This window comes from Escherichia sp. KTE96, from assembly GCF_000408525.1.
GTDB classification, from domain to species: Bacteria; Pseudomonadota; Gammaproteobacteria; order Enterobacterales; family Enterobacteriaceae; genus Escherichia; species Escherichia marmotae.
Window position 1 is genome coordinate 1,900,222 of sequence record NZ_KE137149.1, and the last position, 16,872, is coordinate 1,917,093.

General features: G+C 49.5%; 17 protein-coding genes and 1 tRNA gene. 12 read left to right on the forward strand and 6 right to left on the reverse strand.

The genetic code is table 11. The features are described 5' to 3' along the window. Window positions 1–85: 85 nt before the first annotated feature. The 6 genes from A1WG_RS05730 to glmS are packed head-to-tail and all read right to left on the reverse strand — an operon-like array spanning window position 86 to window position 6,316. A complete protein-coding gene (locus A1WG_RS05730; protein WP_000813902.1) occupies window positions 86–403 on the reverse strand; it encodes a DUF4387 domain-containing protein in 318 nt (105 codons plus the stop codon). After that, window positions 400–1,770 (reverse strand): acyclic terpene utilization AtuA family protein, encoded by a 1,371-nt coding sequence (locus A1WG_RS05725; protein ID WP_000101359.1) that lies wholly within the window; start codon window positions 1,768–1,770, stop codon window positions 400–402. Before A1WG_RS05725 ends, A1WG_RS05730 begins: the two co-directional genes overlap by 4 nt. Before the next feature lie 3 nt (window positions 1,771–1,773). Further along, complete coding sequence (locus A1WG_RS05720) at window positions 1,774–3,015, reverse strand: methylaspartate ammonia-lyase (protein WP_000695017.1); 1,242 nt, start codon at window positions 3,013–3,015, stop codon at window positions 1,774–1,776. Beyond that, on the reverse strand, window positions 3,015–4,460 hold the full coding sequence (locus A1WG_RS05715; RefSeq protein WP_001516004.1) for a methylaspartate mutase subunit E: 1,446 nt from the start codon (window positions 4,458–4,460) through the stop codon (window positions 3,015–3,017). Before A1WG_RS05715 ends, A1WG_RS05720 begins: the two co-directional genes overlap by 1 nt. A gap of 18 nt (window positions 4,461–4,478) precedes the next feature. After that, complete coding sequence (gene glmL, locus A1WG_RS05710) at window positions 4,479–5,867, reverse strand: methylaspartate mutase accessory protein GlmL (RefSeq protein WP_001516005.1); 1,389 nt, start codon at window positions 5,865–5,867, stop codon at window positions 4,479–4,481. Then, window positions 5,867–6,316, reverse strand: a complete 450-nt coding sequence (gene glmS / locus A1WG_RS05705; RefSeq protein WP_000710399.1) for a methylaspartate mutase subunit S — start codon at window positions 6,314–6,316, stop codon at window positions 5,867–5,869. The genes glmL and glmS overlap by 1 nt, the downstream gene beginning before the upstream one ends. Window positions 6,317–7,703: 1,387 nt before the next feature. On the opposite strand from glmS, the gene cydA reads away from it, so the two are divergent. The 12 genes from cydA to A1WG_RS05645 all read left to right on the forward strand — a co-directional run bounded on the left by cydA (window position 7,704) and on the right by A1WG_RS05645 (window position 16,872). Further along, window positions 7,704–9,272 (forward strand): cytochrome ubiquinol oxidase subunit I, encoded by a 1,569-nt coding sequence (cydA, locus tag A1WG_RS05700; RefSeq protein WP_001516006.1) that lies wholly within the window; start codon window positions 7,704–7,706, stop codon window positions 9,270–9,272. Window positions 9,273–9,287: 15 nt separating this feature from the next. Next, complete coding sequence (cydB, locus tag A1WG_RS05695) at window positions 9,288–10,427, forward strand: cytochrome d ubiquinol oxidase subunit II (RefSeq protein ID WP_000568264.1); 1,140 nt, start codon at window positions 9,288–9,290, stop codon at window positions 10,425–10,427. 14 nt (window positions 10,428–10,441) lie between these two features. Continuing rightward, window positions 10,442–10,555: a cytochrome bd-I oxidase subunit CydX gene (cydX, locus tag A1WG_RS05690; protein ID WP_000270283.1), complete on the forward strand. Its 114-nt coding sequence runs from the start codon at window positions 10,442–10,444 to the stop codon at window positions 10,553–10,555. After that, complete coding sequence (gene ybgE, locus A1WG_RS05685) at window positions 10,555–10,848, forward strand: cyd operon protein YbgE (RefSeq protein WP_001516007.1); 294 nt, start codon at window positions 10,555–10,557, stop codon at window positions 10,846–10,848. Before cydX ends, ybgE begins: the two co-directional genes overlap by 1 nt. Before the next feature lie 149 nt (window positions 10,849–10,997). Further along, window positions 10,998–11,402: a tol-pal system-associated acyl-CoA thioesterase gene (ybgC, locus tag A1WG_RS05680; protein WP_001098372.1), complete on the forward strand. Its 405-nt coding sequence runs from the start codon at window positions 10,998–11,000 to the stop codon at window positions 11,400–11,402. After that, a complete protein-coding gene (tolQ, locus tag A1WG_RS05675) occupies window positions 11,399–12,091 on the forward strand; it encodes a Tol-Pal system protein TolQ (protein WP_000131311.1) in 693 nt (230 codons plus the stop codon). The genes ybgC and tolQ overlap by 4 nt, the downstream gene beginning before the upstream one ends. Before the next feature lie 3 nt (window positions 12,092–12,094). Further along, on the forward strand, window positions 12,095–12,523 hold the full coding sequence (gene tolR, locus A1WG_RS05670; RefSeq protein WP_000090096.1) for a colicin uptake protein TolR: 429 nt from the start codon (window positions 12,095–12,097) through the stop codon (window positions 12,521–12,523). A 64-nt stretch (window positions 12,524–12,587) separates the two neighbouring features. Then, complete coding sequence (gene tolA / locus A1WG_RS05665) at window positions 12,588–13,853, forward strand: cell envelope integrity protein TolA (RefSeq protein ID WP_016242611.1); 1,266 nt, start codon at window positions 12,588–12,590, stop codon at window positions 13,851–13,853. A 132-nt stretch (window positions 13,854–13,985) separates the two neighbouring features. Continuing rightward, the gene (tolB, locus tag A1WG_RS05660; protein ID WP_001516009.1) at window positions 13,986–15,278 is read left to right on the forward strand and encodes a Tol-Pal system beta propeller repeat protein TolB; all 1,293 of its coding nucleotides are present in this window, start codon (window positions 13,986–13,988) and stop codon (window positions 15,276–15,278) included. A gap of 34 nt (window positions 15,279–15,312) precedes the next feature. Continuing rightward, entirely contained in the window at window positions 15,313–15,834 is a 522-nt protein-coding gene (pal, locus tag A1WG_RS05655; protein ID WP_001295306.1) for a peptidoglycan-associated lipoprotein Pal, read from the forward strand. Window positions 15,835–15,843: 9 nt separating this feature from the next. Continuing rightward, window positions 15,844–16,632, forward strand: a complete 789-nt coding sequence (gene cpoB / locus A1WG_RS05650) for a cell division protein CpoB (protein WP_000097584.1) — start codon at window positions 15,844–15,846, stop codon at window positions 16,630–16,632. Between the two features lie 164 nt (window positions 16,633–16,796). Then, window positions 16,797–16,872, forward strand: a tRNA-Lys gene (locus tag A1WG_RS05645).

Here is a 16,872-nt window from a genome sequence, read left to right on the forward strand (position 1 = left end):
TTGATATATTTAGATAAATGTACCTGTCATGAATAAATCTGTGCAGGTACATTTATGAGGTTGATAATCTAAACAATATTAATTATTAAATATCAAAATGAATACTTAATAAAGGTGCGTGTTGCTGTGCACCATAAACATCACTATCACCCACATTTCCGGAAATAATATCTCGTGGCATGACGATTTTTACTGCATTAGAAGGATCAAACCAGACAATACGATGAATAAATTCAGGTTCAACATGATATAAGCCAGCCACCAGTTCTGGGGTTAATTGCCCAGATGATTTAACTCGCTCATAGTTTTCTTTCGTTTTAAATAAAATATCTAAAACCAGTTCATAGGGTCCGGCGTTTTTGGAGCGGATCACCTGCGCCAGTGAACGAATTGACTGTTTCATGCCTGAACTCCTTCCGGCGTCACCTGTTCGATGTGGAAATCAAAACGCAGTGCGTCGTTGGCTTCAATCAGGTGATAGATCGAGAACTCATATACCGGCCCAGCCTGTACATCTGAGGGCGAGAACGGGAAGGCGAGGTTACCTGCGGTAGCGATGCGATTTTCATAGCCATAGTGCAGCATGGTTGAACGCACCAGCGAGCAAACGCTATTGGCAATCTCCTGAGTTGGCGCGACGACATCCAGCAGGATCCCCAGTTCGTGTCCGGCAGTTTGCGTGGGTTCATGAGCACCCATGACGCCATTTTTTCCGTACAGGTGGAATGTAATGCGGATGCTGTCATCGTCCAGCGAAAGGTTACTCGCTACGCTTGCTTTCACTTCTTCGATAATTTTGTCGATCCCGGCAATCATAATAGGATCGCGGGTCCCGGCAATGGTCAGGCAGCGGAAGCCAACCCGACGGGCGCCTTCCAGTTTCAGGGCATACGGCGTTTCTTCATGTTTTGAACCGCTGACATACACTTCGCCATCATTGACCGCTTTAAATGTACAGCTCTTCAGATTCAGTACGCCGCCAGGTCCAGGCAGGAAGTACGGATCAGATTTCTCATACAACGTATGCGCGGCGGCGGACGTTTCGGTAAATTTACGCTGTGGATTAAATGTCTTCAGCGTAAAGCCGTTGTCGTCAATGATACCCATTGCACAGTCTGAACCGGAGCCAGGCGTTGCGGCAATGGCCGCGCACTCAAGGATTTTCCCGCAGTGCAGCGCCAGCCCTTCGTCAAACCCCTGCATGATAGGCAGTGCGGCAAAGCAGGCCGGGTCGTAAGCGCGCCCACCCAGAACCACCTGAGCGCCTGCTTTCAGCGCCCGCTGGAAAGGCTCGATCCCCATTTGCGCCACAATGTAGGTACTTTCGTCGATTGCTTCATGGGTTAATGCCGGGACAAAATCCAGAGCCGTGATTTTGCCATTATCCAGCGCTTCGTGGACGAGTGCTTTGTCGACGTCAGCAGGAATCAGCGCCATCGAGAACGAGAGTTTTTCTTCTTGCGCAATTTCATGAATAATTTCACGGCACCACTCCAGATGTGGGGCCGCGCCGGAGCCGCCTGCCGTACCGATTACCACCGGAATGTTGTTCTTCACGCCAGCGGTTATCATGTAACGCAGGTCGCGTTTGACGCCCGCCCGGTCGGTAAAGGCTTTACCCGCCCCCAGGTAATGGGGACCTGGGTCAGATGAACCGGCGTCAACGGCGATCAGATCCGGAGATTCTTCCATCGCCTTATTAAAACTTTCTTCCGGGAAACCATAACCAAGAATGGCTGTTGGCGATAACACTTTGAATTTACGAGCCATCTGTTATCCCTTAGCCTGCAACAGTGCGATAGTACGATTCATTTCGTTGAAGACGATGTTGAGGCCTTCGTCGAACCCCATCCCTGGCTTGACCAGCATACGCATTGGGCGTGCGGCCAGCGCAACGTGCACACAGGTGCGGGCGCTGATCTCTGTTTCGTTGCAGGTGCCGCCCTGGTAGGCTTCCATCCCGTGTTTGTTGCAATACAACACTGCGTCAACGATGTTATGAACACCGCCAAGATCCGGCGTTTTAATTTGCACCATATGACAACTGCCTGCATCGGTGAAATCAACGATATCCTGGTAGGTGTTACACCACTCGTCAGCGACAATTTTCACGCCGGAACCGAGGCGCGTCAGCTCTTTGGTGATGGCGGTTAACAAGCGAATTTGATCAGGTTTATTACCGGCATCGACAGGACCTTCAATGTACAGTGGCAAACCTTGTGCTTCGTCTTCCAGACTGGCGATGTATTGGGCGCAGCGCACCGGATCCATATCGAAGATCAGACCGATAGTGCCGTAAACGTCAATGTGCAGGGTAGGGCGATAGCGTGCGCTGGTGCGTTTGCCCAAAATGCGATCCGCCAGCCAACGGATATATTCGCGTAGTTTTTCACCTTTATAGCCCAGCTTCTCTTCAACGTTATTAATCAATGCATGTGGCAGGACATCGACGCCTTTAAGGATCATTTTATCCACAGCGATGTAACGGTCGTCACCGCTTTGACCAAATAACGGAATGGATTCCGCTACGCAGGGTAATTGCCATTCGGCACAAACGACCTCGGTTTTCAGGCGACCGGTTGCCAGCGCGGTGGCGTCAAGTAATGCCTGCGATAAACCATAACGCACGGCAGTGTGCAGCAGGTTGCCGTCAATACGCAGTTTGTCGAAGAAACGGGCATTCGGCAGGAATGCGTCCACATCGCGGCCTTCCAGCAAAGGTTTGATATGCGTGTTGAGGAACGGAATAAAGTGTTCAGCAAGGAATAGTGGATCGCGGCCACCGGCTCCGGAGTATTGAACAGCAGCACAGTCACCGACGGCGACGGCACCGTTTTCCAGAATCAACTGAACTGAAACGCACTCCCCGGCCTGGCGCACAGCGCTAAAACCGGGCGTTACTGGCTCCCCGGTATAAAAAAAGCCGTCATGACCCGCTCCGTTTTTTATCGCCTGCTGGTCGTCGAAATAGAACGATGAGTAACCAGCGGTGAAAAGGGCCTGTTTTATTTTCATTATGGTCTTCCTATTAATTTGCTGTGGGATACGGCATTGATGTCATCTACAACCATCTGGAATGTCGGTTGGCGTCCTTCAACGCGTGCGCGTTCGGCAACGTAATCGTGGTGGAGGTCAAGAATCTCTTTTGGCAGAGGAACGGCTCCGGCTTCAAGTACGCGGATAGCCCCGGTGTTGTCACGAACCGGAAGAAGTTTGCCCGCGTTGCAGGCGGCTGGCGCAAAGGGTACATCCAGTACACCCGCTTCAAAAGCCAGCACTGTACCGCGCGCGATATCACCATTGCCCAGTTCGAACACTTTATTCAGGACGGCACGAACTTCACTTTTAATCAGCTCAATTTCCAGTTCAACCACAGGGCATGGCGGGAATTTTTGATCGCTGACCATATTGAGCATTTGACGGGAGGCTTTCAGCCCCTGCACGTTGGCGGCGGCGGTAGGTATACCCCATGCTTCATGTGGGCTTTTGGTGATAACTTTAGTTGCGCCCGACATGCCTGCTACCGCCGCGCCCCAGGAGATAATGGCGAACGCTTTCGATTCGTCTTCCGGAAAACCGCCCATCCACTGGTGGAACACCGTACTTAACTCGTAGTCCGTATAACCATTGTTTTGGAAGTATTCGTGCGCGAGTTCACGTAGAGACCGGATCGCCGCAATATCTTGTGTCAGGCAGCCGACCTGGCCATAACCAACAGTGATAGATTTTACGCCTTGTTCCAACGCCAACAGGCCCTCGATAATCGCAACAGAGTGCGAGATAAATGGCGGGATCAGCGTTCCAGTCAGTGGGCCAAATGGTTCGCGGTTGATACGAATGCCATGTTCTTCATACAACCCCATTAAGCGGTCGCAGTACTGCCAGTCGCGGATAGATTTTTCCAGCGTTACACGTTTGGCATACGGAATATTGTAGGAAATGCCGCCGCCTTCATAACTGGTGAAGCCACTGGCCATTGAGATTTCAGCCAGCAGGCGCGCATCTGGCGTGCCGTGGCGGATCTGTAACGGTTTTTGCAGGGTTTCGGTCAGACGGCGGCACGCTGCGACACCGTGGTTAACCACCGGTAAACCGTTCAGTTTAGATGTTCCGGCTTCGATGGACTTCTTAATGCCCACCGCCGCTTCTTCGTAACGATTCAGACGGGTGTAGGCATCAATGGTGCTCGGCAGCAGATCGCACTCTTCTTGTAGTGTTTTCAGTAGTTCAATGTGTTCGTCCATCAGCGCCACGCCAGCGCGCGGCTGGCTAAGTGTTTTACCTTCCAGGTCTGCTTTCAGCAGGGCAAGGGAGAAGCGTTTATGTTCAGGAATGGTTTGTTGGTATTTAACGCCATCTTCGAATTTTTCAACGTCCTTGCCAGTTTCCCAGGTTTTCAGTACCTGTTGCCGCTCGGCCATGAATTCGTCATGGGTTAATTTCTTGTTTCGAAGTTCCATTGGTTGCTGCCTTAATTGTTATAGGGTTAAGCATTGAATACTGGTGAGCGCAGCGGCTTGCGGGTCTACTCTGGCGACGTTTGCCAGCAGTGGAAATAGCCCCTGTGAATCACGGTAATATTCAAATTGAGTCGGTAAGAGAATGCGTTTGCCGTCGTCGTTTAACTCGCGGTACTTCAGCCAGTGATGAATATCAAACTGGCTGGCGCGCGACAGCCATCCACCGGAGCCGATGACTTTGTGCACGGTGGTAAGGTCGCGTCCCATTTGTAAATCAACATTACCGACGCAGGTGCAGACTTCTTTTTTGGTGCCCGCATGACGTTCTGTGGCGTAACCCACGCACAGCCCGGCCAGCACAGCATCGAAATATTTTTCTTCTGTGTTAGCGGGTAAGTATTCGGGATGAGCGGCCAAATGACGAAGGTAATGATAAAAAGCCTCCTGCTGCACGGGTTGCTGAGCAAAGATCATATTGACTAAGTCTTTTGCGTTTTCACCAACCACCGCCGCCGAGACGCGCATCCCCAGATCGCCTTCTACGGTTCGTTTTATGAATGGTTCTGGTACGCCGTGCAAAACGGTATCTGGCGCGAGATGATTAATGCAGGCGGAATAGACGTCGGTGGTTGCGCCGCCCATGTCGAGAAGAATGAACTCTTTCCAGTGACTATTTACATTGCTGATGGCCTTTACCAACTCATAGACCGTCCACGGTGTCGGCATCGGTTCTTCGCCCGTTTCATCAACAATGACATCCAGTCCTTTTCCTTTAACAATACGTTTGAGAAAAATGTCGCAGATGGCCTGACGCGCGGCCAAAGGGGTTGGATGGTCAAGGTCAGGCAGGACGTTATCGACGATAGTCAGCTCTTTATGCCCAAGGATGGCTTGCACTTCATCCTGAATATCCCTGTTTCCGGCATAAATAATGGCGCAGTCGAGTTTTGATTCTGCCAGCACGCGGGCGTTATTCAGTCCGTAACTTTCTTCACCGCCGTCGGTGCCGCCGGTGAACAACAGGATGTCTGGCGGTGTCTCTTCCAGCGCCTGAATATCACGGCGGTTCAGCTTGTAGGCGTAATATTGCGTGATTTTAGCGCCAGCAGAGTGAGCGGTTACTTTCGCAGTTTCCAGGGTGATAGAAGGCACTAACCCCATTGCAGCGACCGCCAGTCCCCCTTTGGCTGAGGAGGAATACTTCAATGCAACCTCACCGCAGTTTAACAGGGGGAGGGCATTATCTACGTTTAACACCTGGTTCAGGCTGGAGAAAAAACCTTCCGCCAGATGGTGCGTGGTGGTTGGAGTCAGAACGTGGTTAACCAACGTTAACGCGTCCCCCTCCCGAGTGAAGAGGGCTGCTTTGGTCCACGTCGATCCAATATCGACAGAGACAATTTGCATCAGATTGCCTCTTCGAGAATGTGTATTTCTACGCCATGACGTTGGTTGATATCGTTGGTCATCAGTTGGCAGACATCTTCTAAGTCATGGCTGGGTGCGAAGACGCGATCAAAACCCATTTCTTTGAATTTGATTTCCACGTCAGCGAAGTCATGTTTACCCACCACCAGGTTACCGCCCACATAAAGCAGAATGTCACCCAGCCCGCGCTCGATGCAGCGCTCACGCATGCCCAGACAGTCGATATCGCCATGACCATAGATAGAGGAAACCACAATCGCGTTAGCGCCAGTTTCAATGGCGGCATCAATATATTCGTCCTGGCTGACCATAACGCCCAGATTAATGACCCTGAAGTCATGGGTGGTAAAAACACGATCCAGAACTTTATTGCCTACTGCATGGCAGTCAGCGCCAATAACGCCAATCACAAGTGTTGCTTTCTTCATGGGTAATCCTTTGTAAGACAGAGAGTAAAATAAGTTACACACGTTGTATTTATGGCCATACATAACGGCACATGCTTAATATCACTGGAGTTTCTTTGCCCAGTCATTAGGATGCAATTGATCTATTTTCAAAATATCTTTCGTAAAATGCTTGTTTATAATGTGTGTTTAAATAGGTGAGAAAATTCAATGCGTTGCGATGCCTTGCGCCATTGATTTTAATTTTTTTTAAATTCTATTGATCTAATATGTTGATATAATTGTGATCAACATCTAATTTGCATTTTGGGCACACTTTTAACCCCTATAAAGGCAATTAAAAAAGTTTGATGTATGTATCCAATACTATTCGCTTCTGGCTTAACGCAGAATTGTAAAAATAATGTTGTAAGTAACAAGTAGTTAATATCCTGCACAGGTTTATGCCATTCGTTGGAGCTAATCAACTTTACGCCATAGGAGTATTTTTTAGAGGCAGGGAAACGTATTGTTCGAAGGAATCTGGAGTTTTATAACACTCACTTACAATCCCACTTCGTTGTTTCGTGTTACTGTTAAATGAATAACAATATTCTATATATAACAGCCTGCGGTAGACTTACTTGCTGAATTACCTGCTATTTTTCTTAATTGTTAATTGCTGAATTAATCGTAGAGGACAAGAGCGGGAAAATACCTATACCCTATAATTTCGCTTAAAAAATTTTCGTCCCGCCTGACTATACCCAATACATCTATCCCTGTAAGTGATTATTACCAGAGAAACAATAAAATAATGGACTCATAGGAATGTGCTCATAAAGACAACAATCGATTAACTTTGATAAAAATATGTTATGTAAAATGGCAACAAATTGGCTACTCTAACTAATTAGTATTATAAAAAGTCGATAAAGCAGCTCTGTTAAATAAAATACTGGTTTTTTATCTATATCTCTCCATTGCGATAATAATTATGCATTTATGGTTTACAATGTGTTAACAATAAAATTACCAACAATCTCTAATTCACACATGATTAACATATCTGATTGATTTTGATATAAATCAATTTTTAATTCTTGAAAAAAATCTGCAAAACACGATAAATTGTCGTAGATCAAATTGGTGAGATGGTGACAATTTCGCTATAAATTGATCACTGTCGAAAAATGCAAATTTGTTCAATAAAAACCTGTTTATTGTAAGGATTTTGCGGCGTAATATAATTGCGGGATCAATTTGGTTTATTCATTAACATGTTTGTAACTTTTTATCATTGTCTTTTCCTCTTTTGATGAAATGGCAACGATAGGGGCGAGCAAATAATTTTGTATTGGGGCATGCGTGTGACCCTTTCTAACGGGGTTCACTCTCGGAGTCTTCATGCGATGAGCAAGGAGTCATGATGTTAGATATAGTCGAACTGTCGCGCTTACAGTTTGCCTTGACCGCGATGTACCACTTCCTTTTTGTGCCACTGACGCTCGGTATGGCGTTCCTGCTGGCCATCATGGAAACGGTCTACGTCCTTTCCGGCAAACAGATTTATAAAGATATGACAAAGTTCTGGGGCAAGTTATTTGGTATCAACTTTGCTCTGGGTGTGGCAACCGGTTTAACCATGGAGTTCCAGTTCGGGACTAACTGGTCTTATTATTCTCACTATGTAGGGGATATCTTCGGTGCGCCGCTGGCAATCGAAGGTCTGATGGCCTTCTTCCTCGAATCCACCTTTGTAGGTCTGTTCTTCTTCGGTTGGGATCGTCTGGGTAAAGTTCAGCATATGTGTGTCACCTGGCTGGTGGCGCTCGGTTCAAACCTGTCTGCACTGTGGATTCTGGTTGCGAACGGCTGGATGCAAAACCCAATCGCGTCCGATTTCAATTTCGAAACTATGCGTATGGAGATGGTGAGCTTCTCCGAGCTGGTGCTTAACCCGGTTGCTCAGGTGAAATTCGTTCACACTGTTGCGTCTGGTTATGTGACTGGCGCGATGTTCATCCTCGGTATCAGCGCATGGTATATGCTGAAAGGCCGTGACTTCGCCTTCGCAAAACGCTCCTTTGCTATCGCTGCAAGCTTCGGTATGGCTGCTGTTCTGTCCGTTATTGTTCTGGGTGATGAATCCGGTTACGAAATGGGTGACGTGCAGAAAACCAAACTGGCTGCTATTGAAGCCGAGTGGGAAACTCAACCTGCGCCTGCTGCCTTTACTCTGTTCGGTATTCCTGATCAGGAAGAGCAGACGAACAAATTTGCAATCCAGATCCCTTATGCGCTGGGTATCATCGCTACACGTTCTGTGGATACGCCGGTTATCGGCCTGAAAGAGCTGATGGTGCAGCACGAAGAACGTATCCGTAACGGGATGAAAGCGTACTCTCTGCTTGAGCAACTGCGTTCTGGTTCTACCGACCAGGCTGTACGCGATCAGTTCAATAGCATGAAGAAAGATCTCGGTTATGGTCTGCTGCTGAAACGCTATACGCCGAATGTGGCGGATGCGACTGAAGCGCAGATTCAACAGGCAACCAAAGACTCTATTCCACGTGTAGCACCGCTGTACTTCGCGTTCCGCATCATGGTGGCGTGTGGCTTCCTGCTGCTGGCAATTATCGCGCTCTCCTTCTGGAGCGTAATCCGCAACCGTATCGGTGAGAAAAAATGGCTGCTGCGCGCCGCGCTGTACGGTATTCCGCTGCCGTGGATCGCTGTAGAAGCGGGCTGGTTTGTTGCCGAATATGGTCGTCAACCGTGGGCTATCGGTGAGGTGCTGCCTACCGCAGTGGCGAACTCGTCGCTGACTGCAGGCGATCTCATCTTCTCTATGGTTCTGATTTGCGGCCTGTATACCCTGTTCCTGGTGGCAGAAATGTTCTTAATGTTCAAGTTTGCACGCCTCGGCCCAAGCAGCCTGAAAACCGGTCGCTATCACTTTGAGCAGTCTTCCACGACTACTCAGCCGGCACGCTAAGACAGGAGTCGTCAAATGATCGATTATGAAGTATTGCGTTTTATCTGGTGGCTGCTGGTTGGCATTCTGCTGATTGGTTTTGCAGTCACTGACGGTTTCGACATGGGGGTGGGCATGCTCACCCGTTTCCTCGGTCGTAACGACACCGAGCGTCGAATTATGATTAACTCCATCGCCCCACATTGGGACGGTAACCAGGTTTGGCTGATCACTGCTGGCGGCGCATTATTTGCTGCCTGGCCGATGGTCTATGCCGCCGCGTTTTCCGGCTTCTATGTCGCGATGATCCTCGTGCTGGCATCTTTGTTCTTCCGTCCGGTCGGTTTTGATTACCGTTCCAAGATTGAAGAAACCCGCTGGCGTAACATGTGGGACTGGGGCATCTTCATTGGTAGCTTCGTTCCGCCGCTGGTGATTGGCGTGGCGTTCGGTAACCTGTTGCAGGGGGTACCGTTCAATGTTGATGAATATCTCCGTCTGTACTACACCGGTAACTTCTTCCAACTGCTCAATCCGTTCGGCCTGCTGGCTGGTGTGGTAAGCGTCGGGATGATCATCACTCAGGGTGCAACCTATCTGCAAATGCGCACCGTTGGTGAACTGCACCTGCGTACCCGTGCAACGGCTCAGGTGGCGGCGCTGGTAACGCTGGTGTGCTTCGCACTGGCTGGCGTATGGGTGATGTACGGTATCGACGGTTATGTTGTGAAGTCGACAATGGACCATTACGCTGCATCTAACCCGCTGAATAAAGAAGTGGTTCGTGAAGCTGGTGCATGGCTGGTGAACTTCAACAACACGCCAATTCTGTGGGCTATTCCGGCTCTGGGGGTAGTTCTACCACTGCTGACTATCCTGACTGCGCGTATGGATAAAGCCGCGTGGGCGTTTGTGTTCTCTTCTCTGACACTGGCCTGCATCATTCTGACTGCGGGTATTGCAATGTTCCCGTTTGTAATGCCGTCCAGCACCATGATGAATGCAAGTCTGACAATGTGGGATGCAACTTCCAGCCAACTGACGCTTAACGTCATGACCTGGGTTGCGGTGGTTCTGGTGCCGATCATTCTGCTCTACACCGCCTGGTGTTACTGGAAAATGTTCGGACGTATCACCAAAGAAGATATTGAACGTAACACCCACTCTCTGTACTAAGTAAGGAGCTAAAAATGTGGTATTTCGCATGGATTCTGGGAACGCTTCTTGCCTGTTCATTTGGGGTAATTACCGCGCTGGCGCTTGAGCACGTCGAATCAGGCAAAGCCGGTCAAGAAGACAGTTGATGAGTAAGATTATCGCAACCTTGTATGCGGTAATGGACAAGCGCCCTCTGAGGGCGCTTTCCTTCGTGATGGCGCTTCTGTTAGCAGGATGTATGTTTTGGGACCCATCACGTTTTGCCGCGAAGACCAGTGAGCTGGAAATCTGGCATGGATTATTGCTGATGTGGGCCGTCTGCGCAGGCGTTATTCACGGCGTGGGGTTTCGTCCGCAGAAGATTCTTTGGAAAGGGATTTTTTGCCCATTGCTTGCTGATCTTGTTCTCATTGTAGGGCTGATTTTCTTCTTCTTTTAAATCAGAATTCTCTTTAAAAATTTATGGGCCGTTGAGGGTCCATAAATTTTTACGCTCCCTTAACTTACCCTCATTCCCAAACCTCAATCGCACGCGTATAGTAGCAGCGTTTAAAAGTTCTAACTTTTGTTGCATTACCGGGATGTAAAGTGAATACAACGCTGTTTCGATGGCCGGTTCGTGTCTATTATGAAGATACTGATGCCGGTGGTGTGGTGTACCATGCCAGTTACATCGCTTTTTATGAAAGAGCACGCACAGAGATGCTGCGCCACCATCACTTTAGCCAACAGGCACTGATGGCTGAACGTGTTGCCTTCGTGGTGCGTAAAATGACGGTGGAATATTACGCACCTGCACGGCTCGACGATATGCTCGAAATACAGACTGAAATAACATCAATGCGTGGCACCTCTTTGGTTTTCACGCAACGTATTGTCAACGCCGAGAATACTCTGCTGAATGAAGCCGAGGTTCTGATTGTTTGCGTTGACCCACTCAAAATGAAGCCTCGTGCGCTTCCTAAGTCTATTGTCGCGGAGTTTAAGCAGTGACTGACATGAATATCCTTGATTTGTTCCTGAAGGCTAGCCTTCTGGTTAAACTTATCATGTTGATTTTGATTGGTTTTTCAATCGCATCCTGGGCCATTATTATCCAGCGGACCCGTATTCTTAACGCTGCAGCGCGTGAAGCCGAAGCGTTTGAAGATAAATTCTGGTCTGGAATCGAACTTTCTCGCCTCTATCAGGAGAGCCAGGGAAAACGGGATAATCTCACTGGGTCGGAACAAATCTTTTACAGCGGGTTCAAAGAATTTGTGCGCCTGCATCGTGCCAACAGCCATGCGCCGGAAGCAGTGGTGGAAGGGGCTGCACGTGCGATGCGTATCTCTATGAATCGTGAGCTGGAAAATCTGGAAACACACATTCCGTTTCTCGGTACGGTGGGTTCTATCAGCCCGTATATCGGTTTGTTTGGTACAGTCTGGGGGATCATGCACGCTTTTATTGCCCTTGGTGCGGTGAAGCAGGCAACACTGCAAATGGTGGCTCCCGGTATCGCAGAAGCGTTGATTGCCACGGCAATCGGTCTGTTCGCCGCTATTCCGGCGGTTATGGCTTACAACCGTCTTAACCAACGCGTAAACAAACTGGAACTGAATTACGATAACTTTATGGAAGAGTTTACTGCGATTCTGCACCGCCAGGCGTTTACCGTTAGCGAGAGCAACAAGGGGTAAGCCATGGCCAGAGCGCGTGGACGAGGTCGTCGCGATCTCAAGTCCGAAATCAACATCGTACCGTTGCTGGATGTACTGCTGGTGCTGTTGCTGATCTTTATGGCGACAGCACCCATCATTACCCAGAGTGTGGAGGTCGATCTGCCAGACGCTACTGAATCGCAGGCAGTGAGTAGTAACGATAATCCGCCAGTGATAGTTGAAGTATCTGGTATTGGTCAGTACACCGTGGTGGTTGAGAAAGATCGCCTGGAGCGTTTACCTCCAGAGCAGGTGGTGGCAGAAATCTCCAGCCGTTTCAAGGCTAATCCGAAAACGGTCTTTCTGATCGGTGGCGCAAAAGATGTGCCTTACGATGAAATAATTAAAGCGCTGAACTTGTTACACAGTGCGGGTGTTAAATCGGTTGGTTTAATGACACAGCCTATCTAAGCATCTGCGTTTCCCTTGCTTGAAAGAGAGCGGGTAACAGGCGAACAGTTTTTGGGAACCGAGAGTGTCAAAGGCAACCGAACAAAACGACAAGCTCAAACGGGCGATAATTATTTCAGCAGTGCTGCATGTCATCTTATTTGCGGCGCTGATCTGGAGTTCGTTCGATGAGAATATAGAAGCTTCAGCCGGAGGTGGCGGTGGTTCGTCTATCGACGCCGTAATGGTTGATTCAGGTGCGGTAGTTGAGCAGTACAAACGCATGCAAAGCCAGGAGTCAAGCGCGAAGCGTTCCGAAGAGCAGCGCAAGATTAAGGAACAGCAGGCAGCCGAAGAACTCCGTGAAAAGCAAGCGGCTGAACAGGAACGCCTGAAGCAACTTGAGAAAGAGCGGTTAGCTGCTCAGGAACAGAAAAAGCAGGCTGAAGACGCCGCCAAACAGGCTGAGTTAAAGCAGAAGCAAGCGGAAGAAGCGGCAGCGAAAGCTGCGGCAGATGCTAAAGCGAAGGCCGAAGCGGATGCCAAAGCAGCAGCCGAAGCGGCGAAGAAAGCGGCTGCGGATGCGAAGAAAAAAGCGGAAGCAGAAGCTGCCAAAGCCGCAGCCGAAGCGCAGAAGAAAGCTGAGGCTGAAGCCGCCAAAGCTGCTGCGGCACTGAAGAAGAAAGCCGAAGCTGCAGAAGCCGCCGCTGCTGAAGCAAGAAAGAAAGCAGCGGCTGAAGCTGCTGAAAAAGCGAAGGCTGAAGCTGAGAAGAAAGCGGCTGCTGAAAAGGCTGCGGCTGATAAGAAAGCAGCGGCAGAGAAAGCTGCGGCTGATAAGAAAGCAGCGGCAGAGAAAGCTGCAGCTGATAAGAAAGCAGCAGCAGAGAAAGCCGCAGCCGAGAAGAAAGCAGCAGCGGCAAAAGCGGCTGCTGAAAAAGCCGCTGCAGCTAAAGCGGCCGCAGAGGCAGATGATATCTTCGGTGAGCTAAGCTCTGGTAAGAATGCACCGAAAACCGGTGGTGGGGCGAAAGGGAACAATGCTTCGCCTGCCGGGAGTGGTAATACTAAAAACAATGGCGCATCAGGTGCAGATATCAATAACTATGCCGGGCAGATTAAATCTGCTATCGAAAGTAAGTTTTATGATGCATCGTCTTATGCAGGCAAAACCTGTACGCTGCGCATAAAACTGGCACCAGATGGCATGTTACTGGATATCAAACCTGAAGGTGGCGATCCCGCACTTTGTCAGGCTGCACTGGCAGCAGCTAAACTTGCGAAGATCCCGAAACCACCAAGCCAGGCAGTATATGAAGTGTTCAAAAACGCACCATTGGACTTCAAGCCGTAATCGCGATGTTGGCCGTCACGGCGGTTAATATCAGACATCGGTTGTCGCGGGGTTCTGGTAGTTTTGTGTATTTGAGTTTGTTAACATTCTGCTAAATTATCGTGGACTATCTGTCCGGATAAGGGAGATATGATGAAGCAGGCATTACGAGTAGCATTTGGTTTTCTCATACTGTGGGCGTCAGTTCTGCACGCTGAAGTCCGCATTGTGATCGACAGTGGTGTAGATTCCGGTCGTCCTATTGGTGTCGTTCCTTTCCAGTGGGCAGGGCCTGGTGCGGCACCTGAAGATATTGGCGGCATCGTTGCTGCTGACTTGCGTAACAGCGGTAAATTTAACCCGTTAGATCGCGCTCGTCTGCCACAGCAGCCGGGTAGCGCGCAGGAAGTTCAACCCGCAGCATGGTCTGCACTGGGTATTGACGCTGTGGTTGTAGGTCAGGTCACTCCGAACCCGGACGGCTCTTACAATGTTGCTTATCAGCTAGTTGATACCGGTGGTGCTCCGGGTACTGTACTTGCTCAGAACTCATATAAAGTTAACAAGCAATGGCTGCGTTATGCTGGCCATACCGCCAGTGACGAAGTGTTTGAAAAACTGACCGGCATTAAGGGTGCGTTCCGTACTCGTATTGCCTACGTTGTTCAGACCAACGGTGGTCAGTTCCCGTACGAATTGCGCGTATCTGACTACGATGGCTACAACCAGTTTGTGGTTCACCGTTCTCCGCAGCCGCTGATGTCTCCGGCGTGGTCACCAGACGGTTCTAAACTGGCATATGTCACCTTCGAAAGCGGTCGTTCCGCGCTGGTTATCCAGACGCTGGCAAATGGCGCTGTGCGTCAGGTGGCTTCATTCCCGCGTCACAACGGTGCGCCAGCGTTCTCACCGGATGGCAGCAAACTGGCGTTTGCCCTGTCTAAAACGGGTAGCCTGAACCTGTACGTAATGGATTTAGCTTCTGGTCAGATTCGTCAGGTGACTGATGGCCGTAGCAACAACACTGAACCGACCTGGTTCCCGGACAGCCAGAACCTGGCATTTACTTCTGACCAGGCAGGTCGTCCGCAGGTTTATAAAGTGAATATCAACGGCGGTGCGCCACAACGTATTACCTGGGAAGGTTCGCAGAACCAGGATGCGGATGTCAGCAGCGACGGTAAATTTATGGTAATGGTCAGCTCCAATGGTGGGCAGCAGCACATTGCCAAACAAGATCTGGTAACGGGAGGCGTACAAGTTCTGTCGTCAACGTTCCTGGATGAAACGCCAAGTCTGGCACCTAACGGCACTATGGTAATCTACAGCTCTTCTCAGGGGATGGGATCCGTGCTGAATTTGGTTTCTACAGATGGGCGTTTCAAAGCGCGTCTTCCGGCAACTGATGGACAGGTCAAATCCCCTGCCTGGTCGCCGTATCTGTGATAATAATTAATTGAATAGTAAAGGAATCATTGAAATGCAACTGAACAAAGTGCTGAAAGGGCTGATGATTGCTCTGCCTGTTATGGCAATTGCGGCATGTTCTTCCAACAAGAACGCCAGCAATGACGGCAGCGAAGGCATGCTGGGTGCCGGCACTGGTATGGATGCGAACGGCGGTAACGGCAACATGTCTTCCGAAGAGCAGGCTCGTCTGCAAATGCAACAGCTACAGCAGAATAATATCGTTTACTTCGATCTGGACAAATACGATATCCGTTCTGATTTCGCTCAAATGCTGGATGCACACGCAAACTTCCTGCGTAGCAACCCGTCTTACAAAGTCACCGTAGAAGGTCACGCGGACGAACGTGGTACTCCGGAATACAACATTTCCCTGGGTGAACGTCGTGCGAACGCCGTTAAGATGTACCTGCAGGGTAAAGGTGTTTCTGCTGACCAGATCTCCATCGTTTCTTACGGTAAAGAAAAACCTGCAGTACTGGGCCATGACGAAGCGGCATACTCCAAAAACCGTCGTGCGGTACTGGTTTACTAAGAGAATTGCATGAGCAGTAACTTCAGACATCAACTATTGAGTCTGTCGTTACTGGTTGGTATAGCGGCCCCCTGGGCCGCTTTTGCTCAGGCACCAATCAGTAGTGTCGGCTCAGGCTCGGTCGAAGACCGCGTCACTCAACTTGAGCGTATTTCTAATGCTCACAGTCAGCTTTTAACTCAACTTCAGCAGCAACTCTCCGATAATCAGTCCGATATTGATTCCCTGCGTGGTCAAATTCAGGAAAATCAGTATCAACTAAATCAGGTCGTGGAGCGGCAAAAGCAGATCCTGTTGCAGATCGATAGCCTCAGCAGCGGTGGTGCAGCGACGCAATCTGCCAGCGTTGAGCAAAGCGGGGCGGCGGCAACAACGCCAACGGCTGATGCTGGTACTGCGAGTGCTGGCGCGCCGGTGAAAAGCGGTGATGCAAACACTGATTACAATGCAGCTATTGCACTGGTGCAGGATAAATCCCGCCAGGATGATGCGATGGTGGCATTTCAGAATTTCATCAAAAATTATCCTGATTCAACTTATCTGCCAAACGCCAATTATTGGCTGGGTCAGTTAAACTACAACAAGGGTAAGAAAGATGATGCGGCGTACTATTTTGCTTCGGTAGTGAAAAACTATCCGAAGTCACCGAAGGCTGCAGATGCGATGTTTAAGGTCGGCGTCATCATGCAGGACAAAGGTGACACTGCGAAAGCGAAAGCCGTGTACCAACAGGTTATCAGTAAGTACCCTGGTACTGATGGCGCCAAACAGGCACAAAAACGTCTGAACGCTATGTAATGCATAACACGCGACCAGAAGTCGCATTATTTCTGGTCGTGTCGTGCGAATCATAAGCAGTTGAGTGATCTACATCGAAATTTTTGTTGCGCTCAAATCTGAAATCAGTAATATATGCCGCCGTTGCCACGGGATATCAAACAAACCGAAAGCAACACTAAAGTGGGTCGTTAGCTCAGTTGGTAGAGCAGTTGACTTTTAATCAATTGGTCGCAGGTTCGAATCCTGCACGACCCACCA

Coding starts and splice junctions, on each gene's coding strand:
- tolR (WP_000090096.1), top strand. CDS start 12,095: ATGGCCAGAGCGCGTGGACGAGGTCGTCGCGATCTCAAGTCCGAAATC.
- A1WG_RS05725 (WP_000101359.1), bottom strand. CDS start 1,770: ATGGCTCGTAAATTCAAAGTGTTATCGCCAACAGCCATTCTTGGTTAT.
- tolB (WP_001516009.1), top strand. CDS start 13,986: ATGAAGCAGGCATTACGAGTAGCATTTGGTTTTCTCATACTGTGGGCG.
- A1WG_RS05720 (WP_000695017.1), bottom strand. CDS start 3,015: ATGAAAATAAAACAGGCCCTTTTCACCGCTGGTTACTCATCGTTCTAT.
- cydB (WP_000568264.1), top strand. CDS start 9,288: ATGATCGATTATGAAGTATTGCGTTTTATCTGGTGGCTGCTGGTTGGC.
- pal (WP_001295306.1), top strand. CDS start 15,313: ATGCAACTGAACAAAGTGCTGAAAGGGCTGATGATTGCTCTGCCTGTT.
- A1WG_RS05715 (WP_001516004.1), bottom strand. CDS start 4,460: ATGGAACTTCGAAACAAGAAATTAACCCATGACGAATTCATGGCCGAG.
- glmL (WP_001516005.1), bottom strand. CDS start 5,867: ATGCAAATTGTCTCTGTCGATATTGGATCGACGTGGACCAAAGCAGCC.
- ybgE (WP_001516007.1), top strand. CDS start 10,555: ATGAGTAAGATTATCGCAACCTTGTATGCGGTAATGGACAAGCGCCCT.
- A1WG_RS05730 (WP_000813902.1), bottom strand. CDS start 403: ATGAAACAGTCAATTCGTTCACTGGCGCAGGTGATCCGCTCCAAAAAC.
- cydA (WP_001516006.1), top strand. CDS start 7,704: ATGTTAGATATAGTCGAACTGTCGCGCTTACAGTTTGCCTTGACCGCG.
- glmS (WP_000710399.1), bottom strand. CDS start 6,316: ATGAAGAAAGCAACACTTGTGATTGGCGTTATTGGCGCTGACTGCCAT.
- cydX (WP_000270283.1), top strand. CDS start 10,442: ATGTGGTATTTCGCATGGATTCTGGGAACGCTTCTTGCCTGTTCATTT.
- cpoB (WP_000097584.1), top strand. CDS start 15,844: ATGAGCAGTAACTTCAGACATCAACTATTGAGTCTGTCGTTACTGGTT.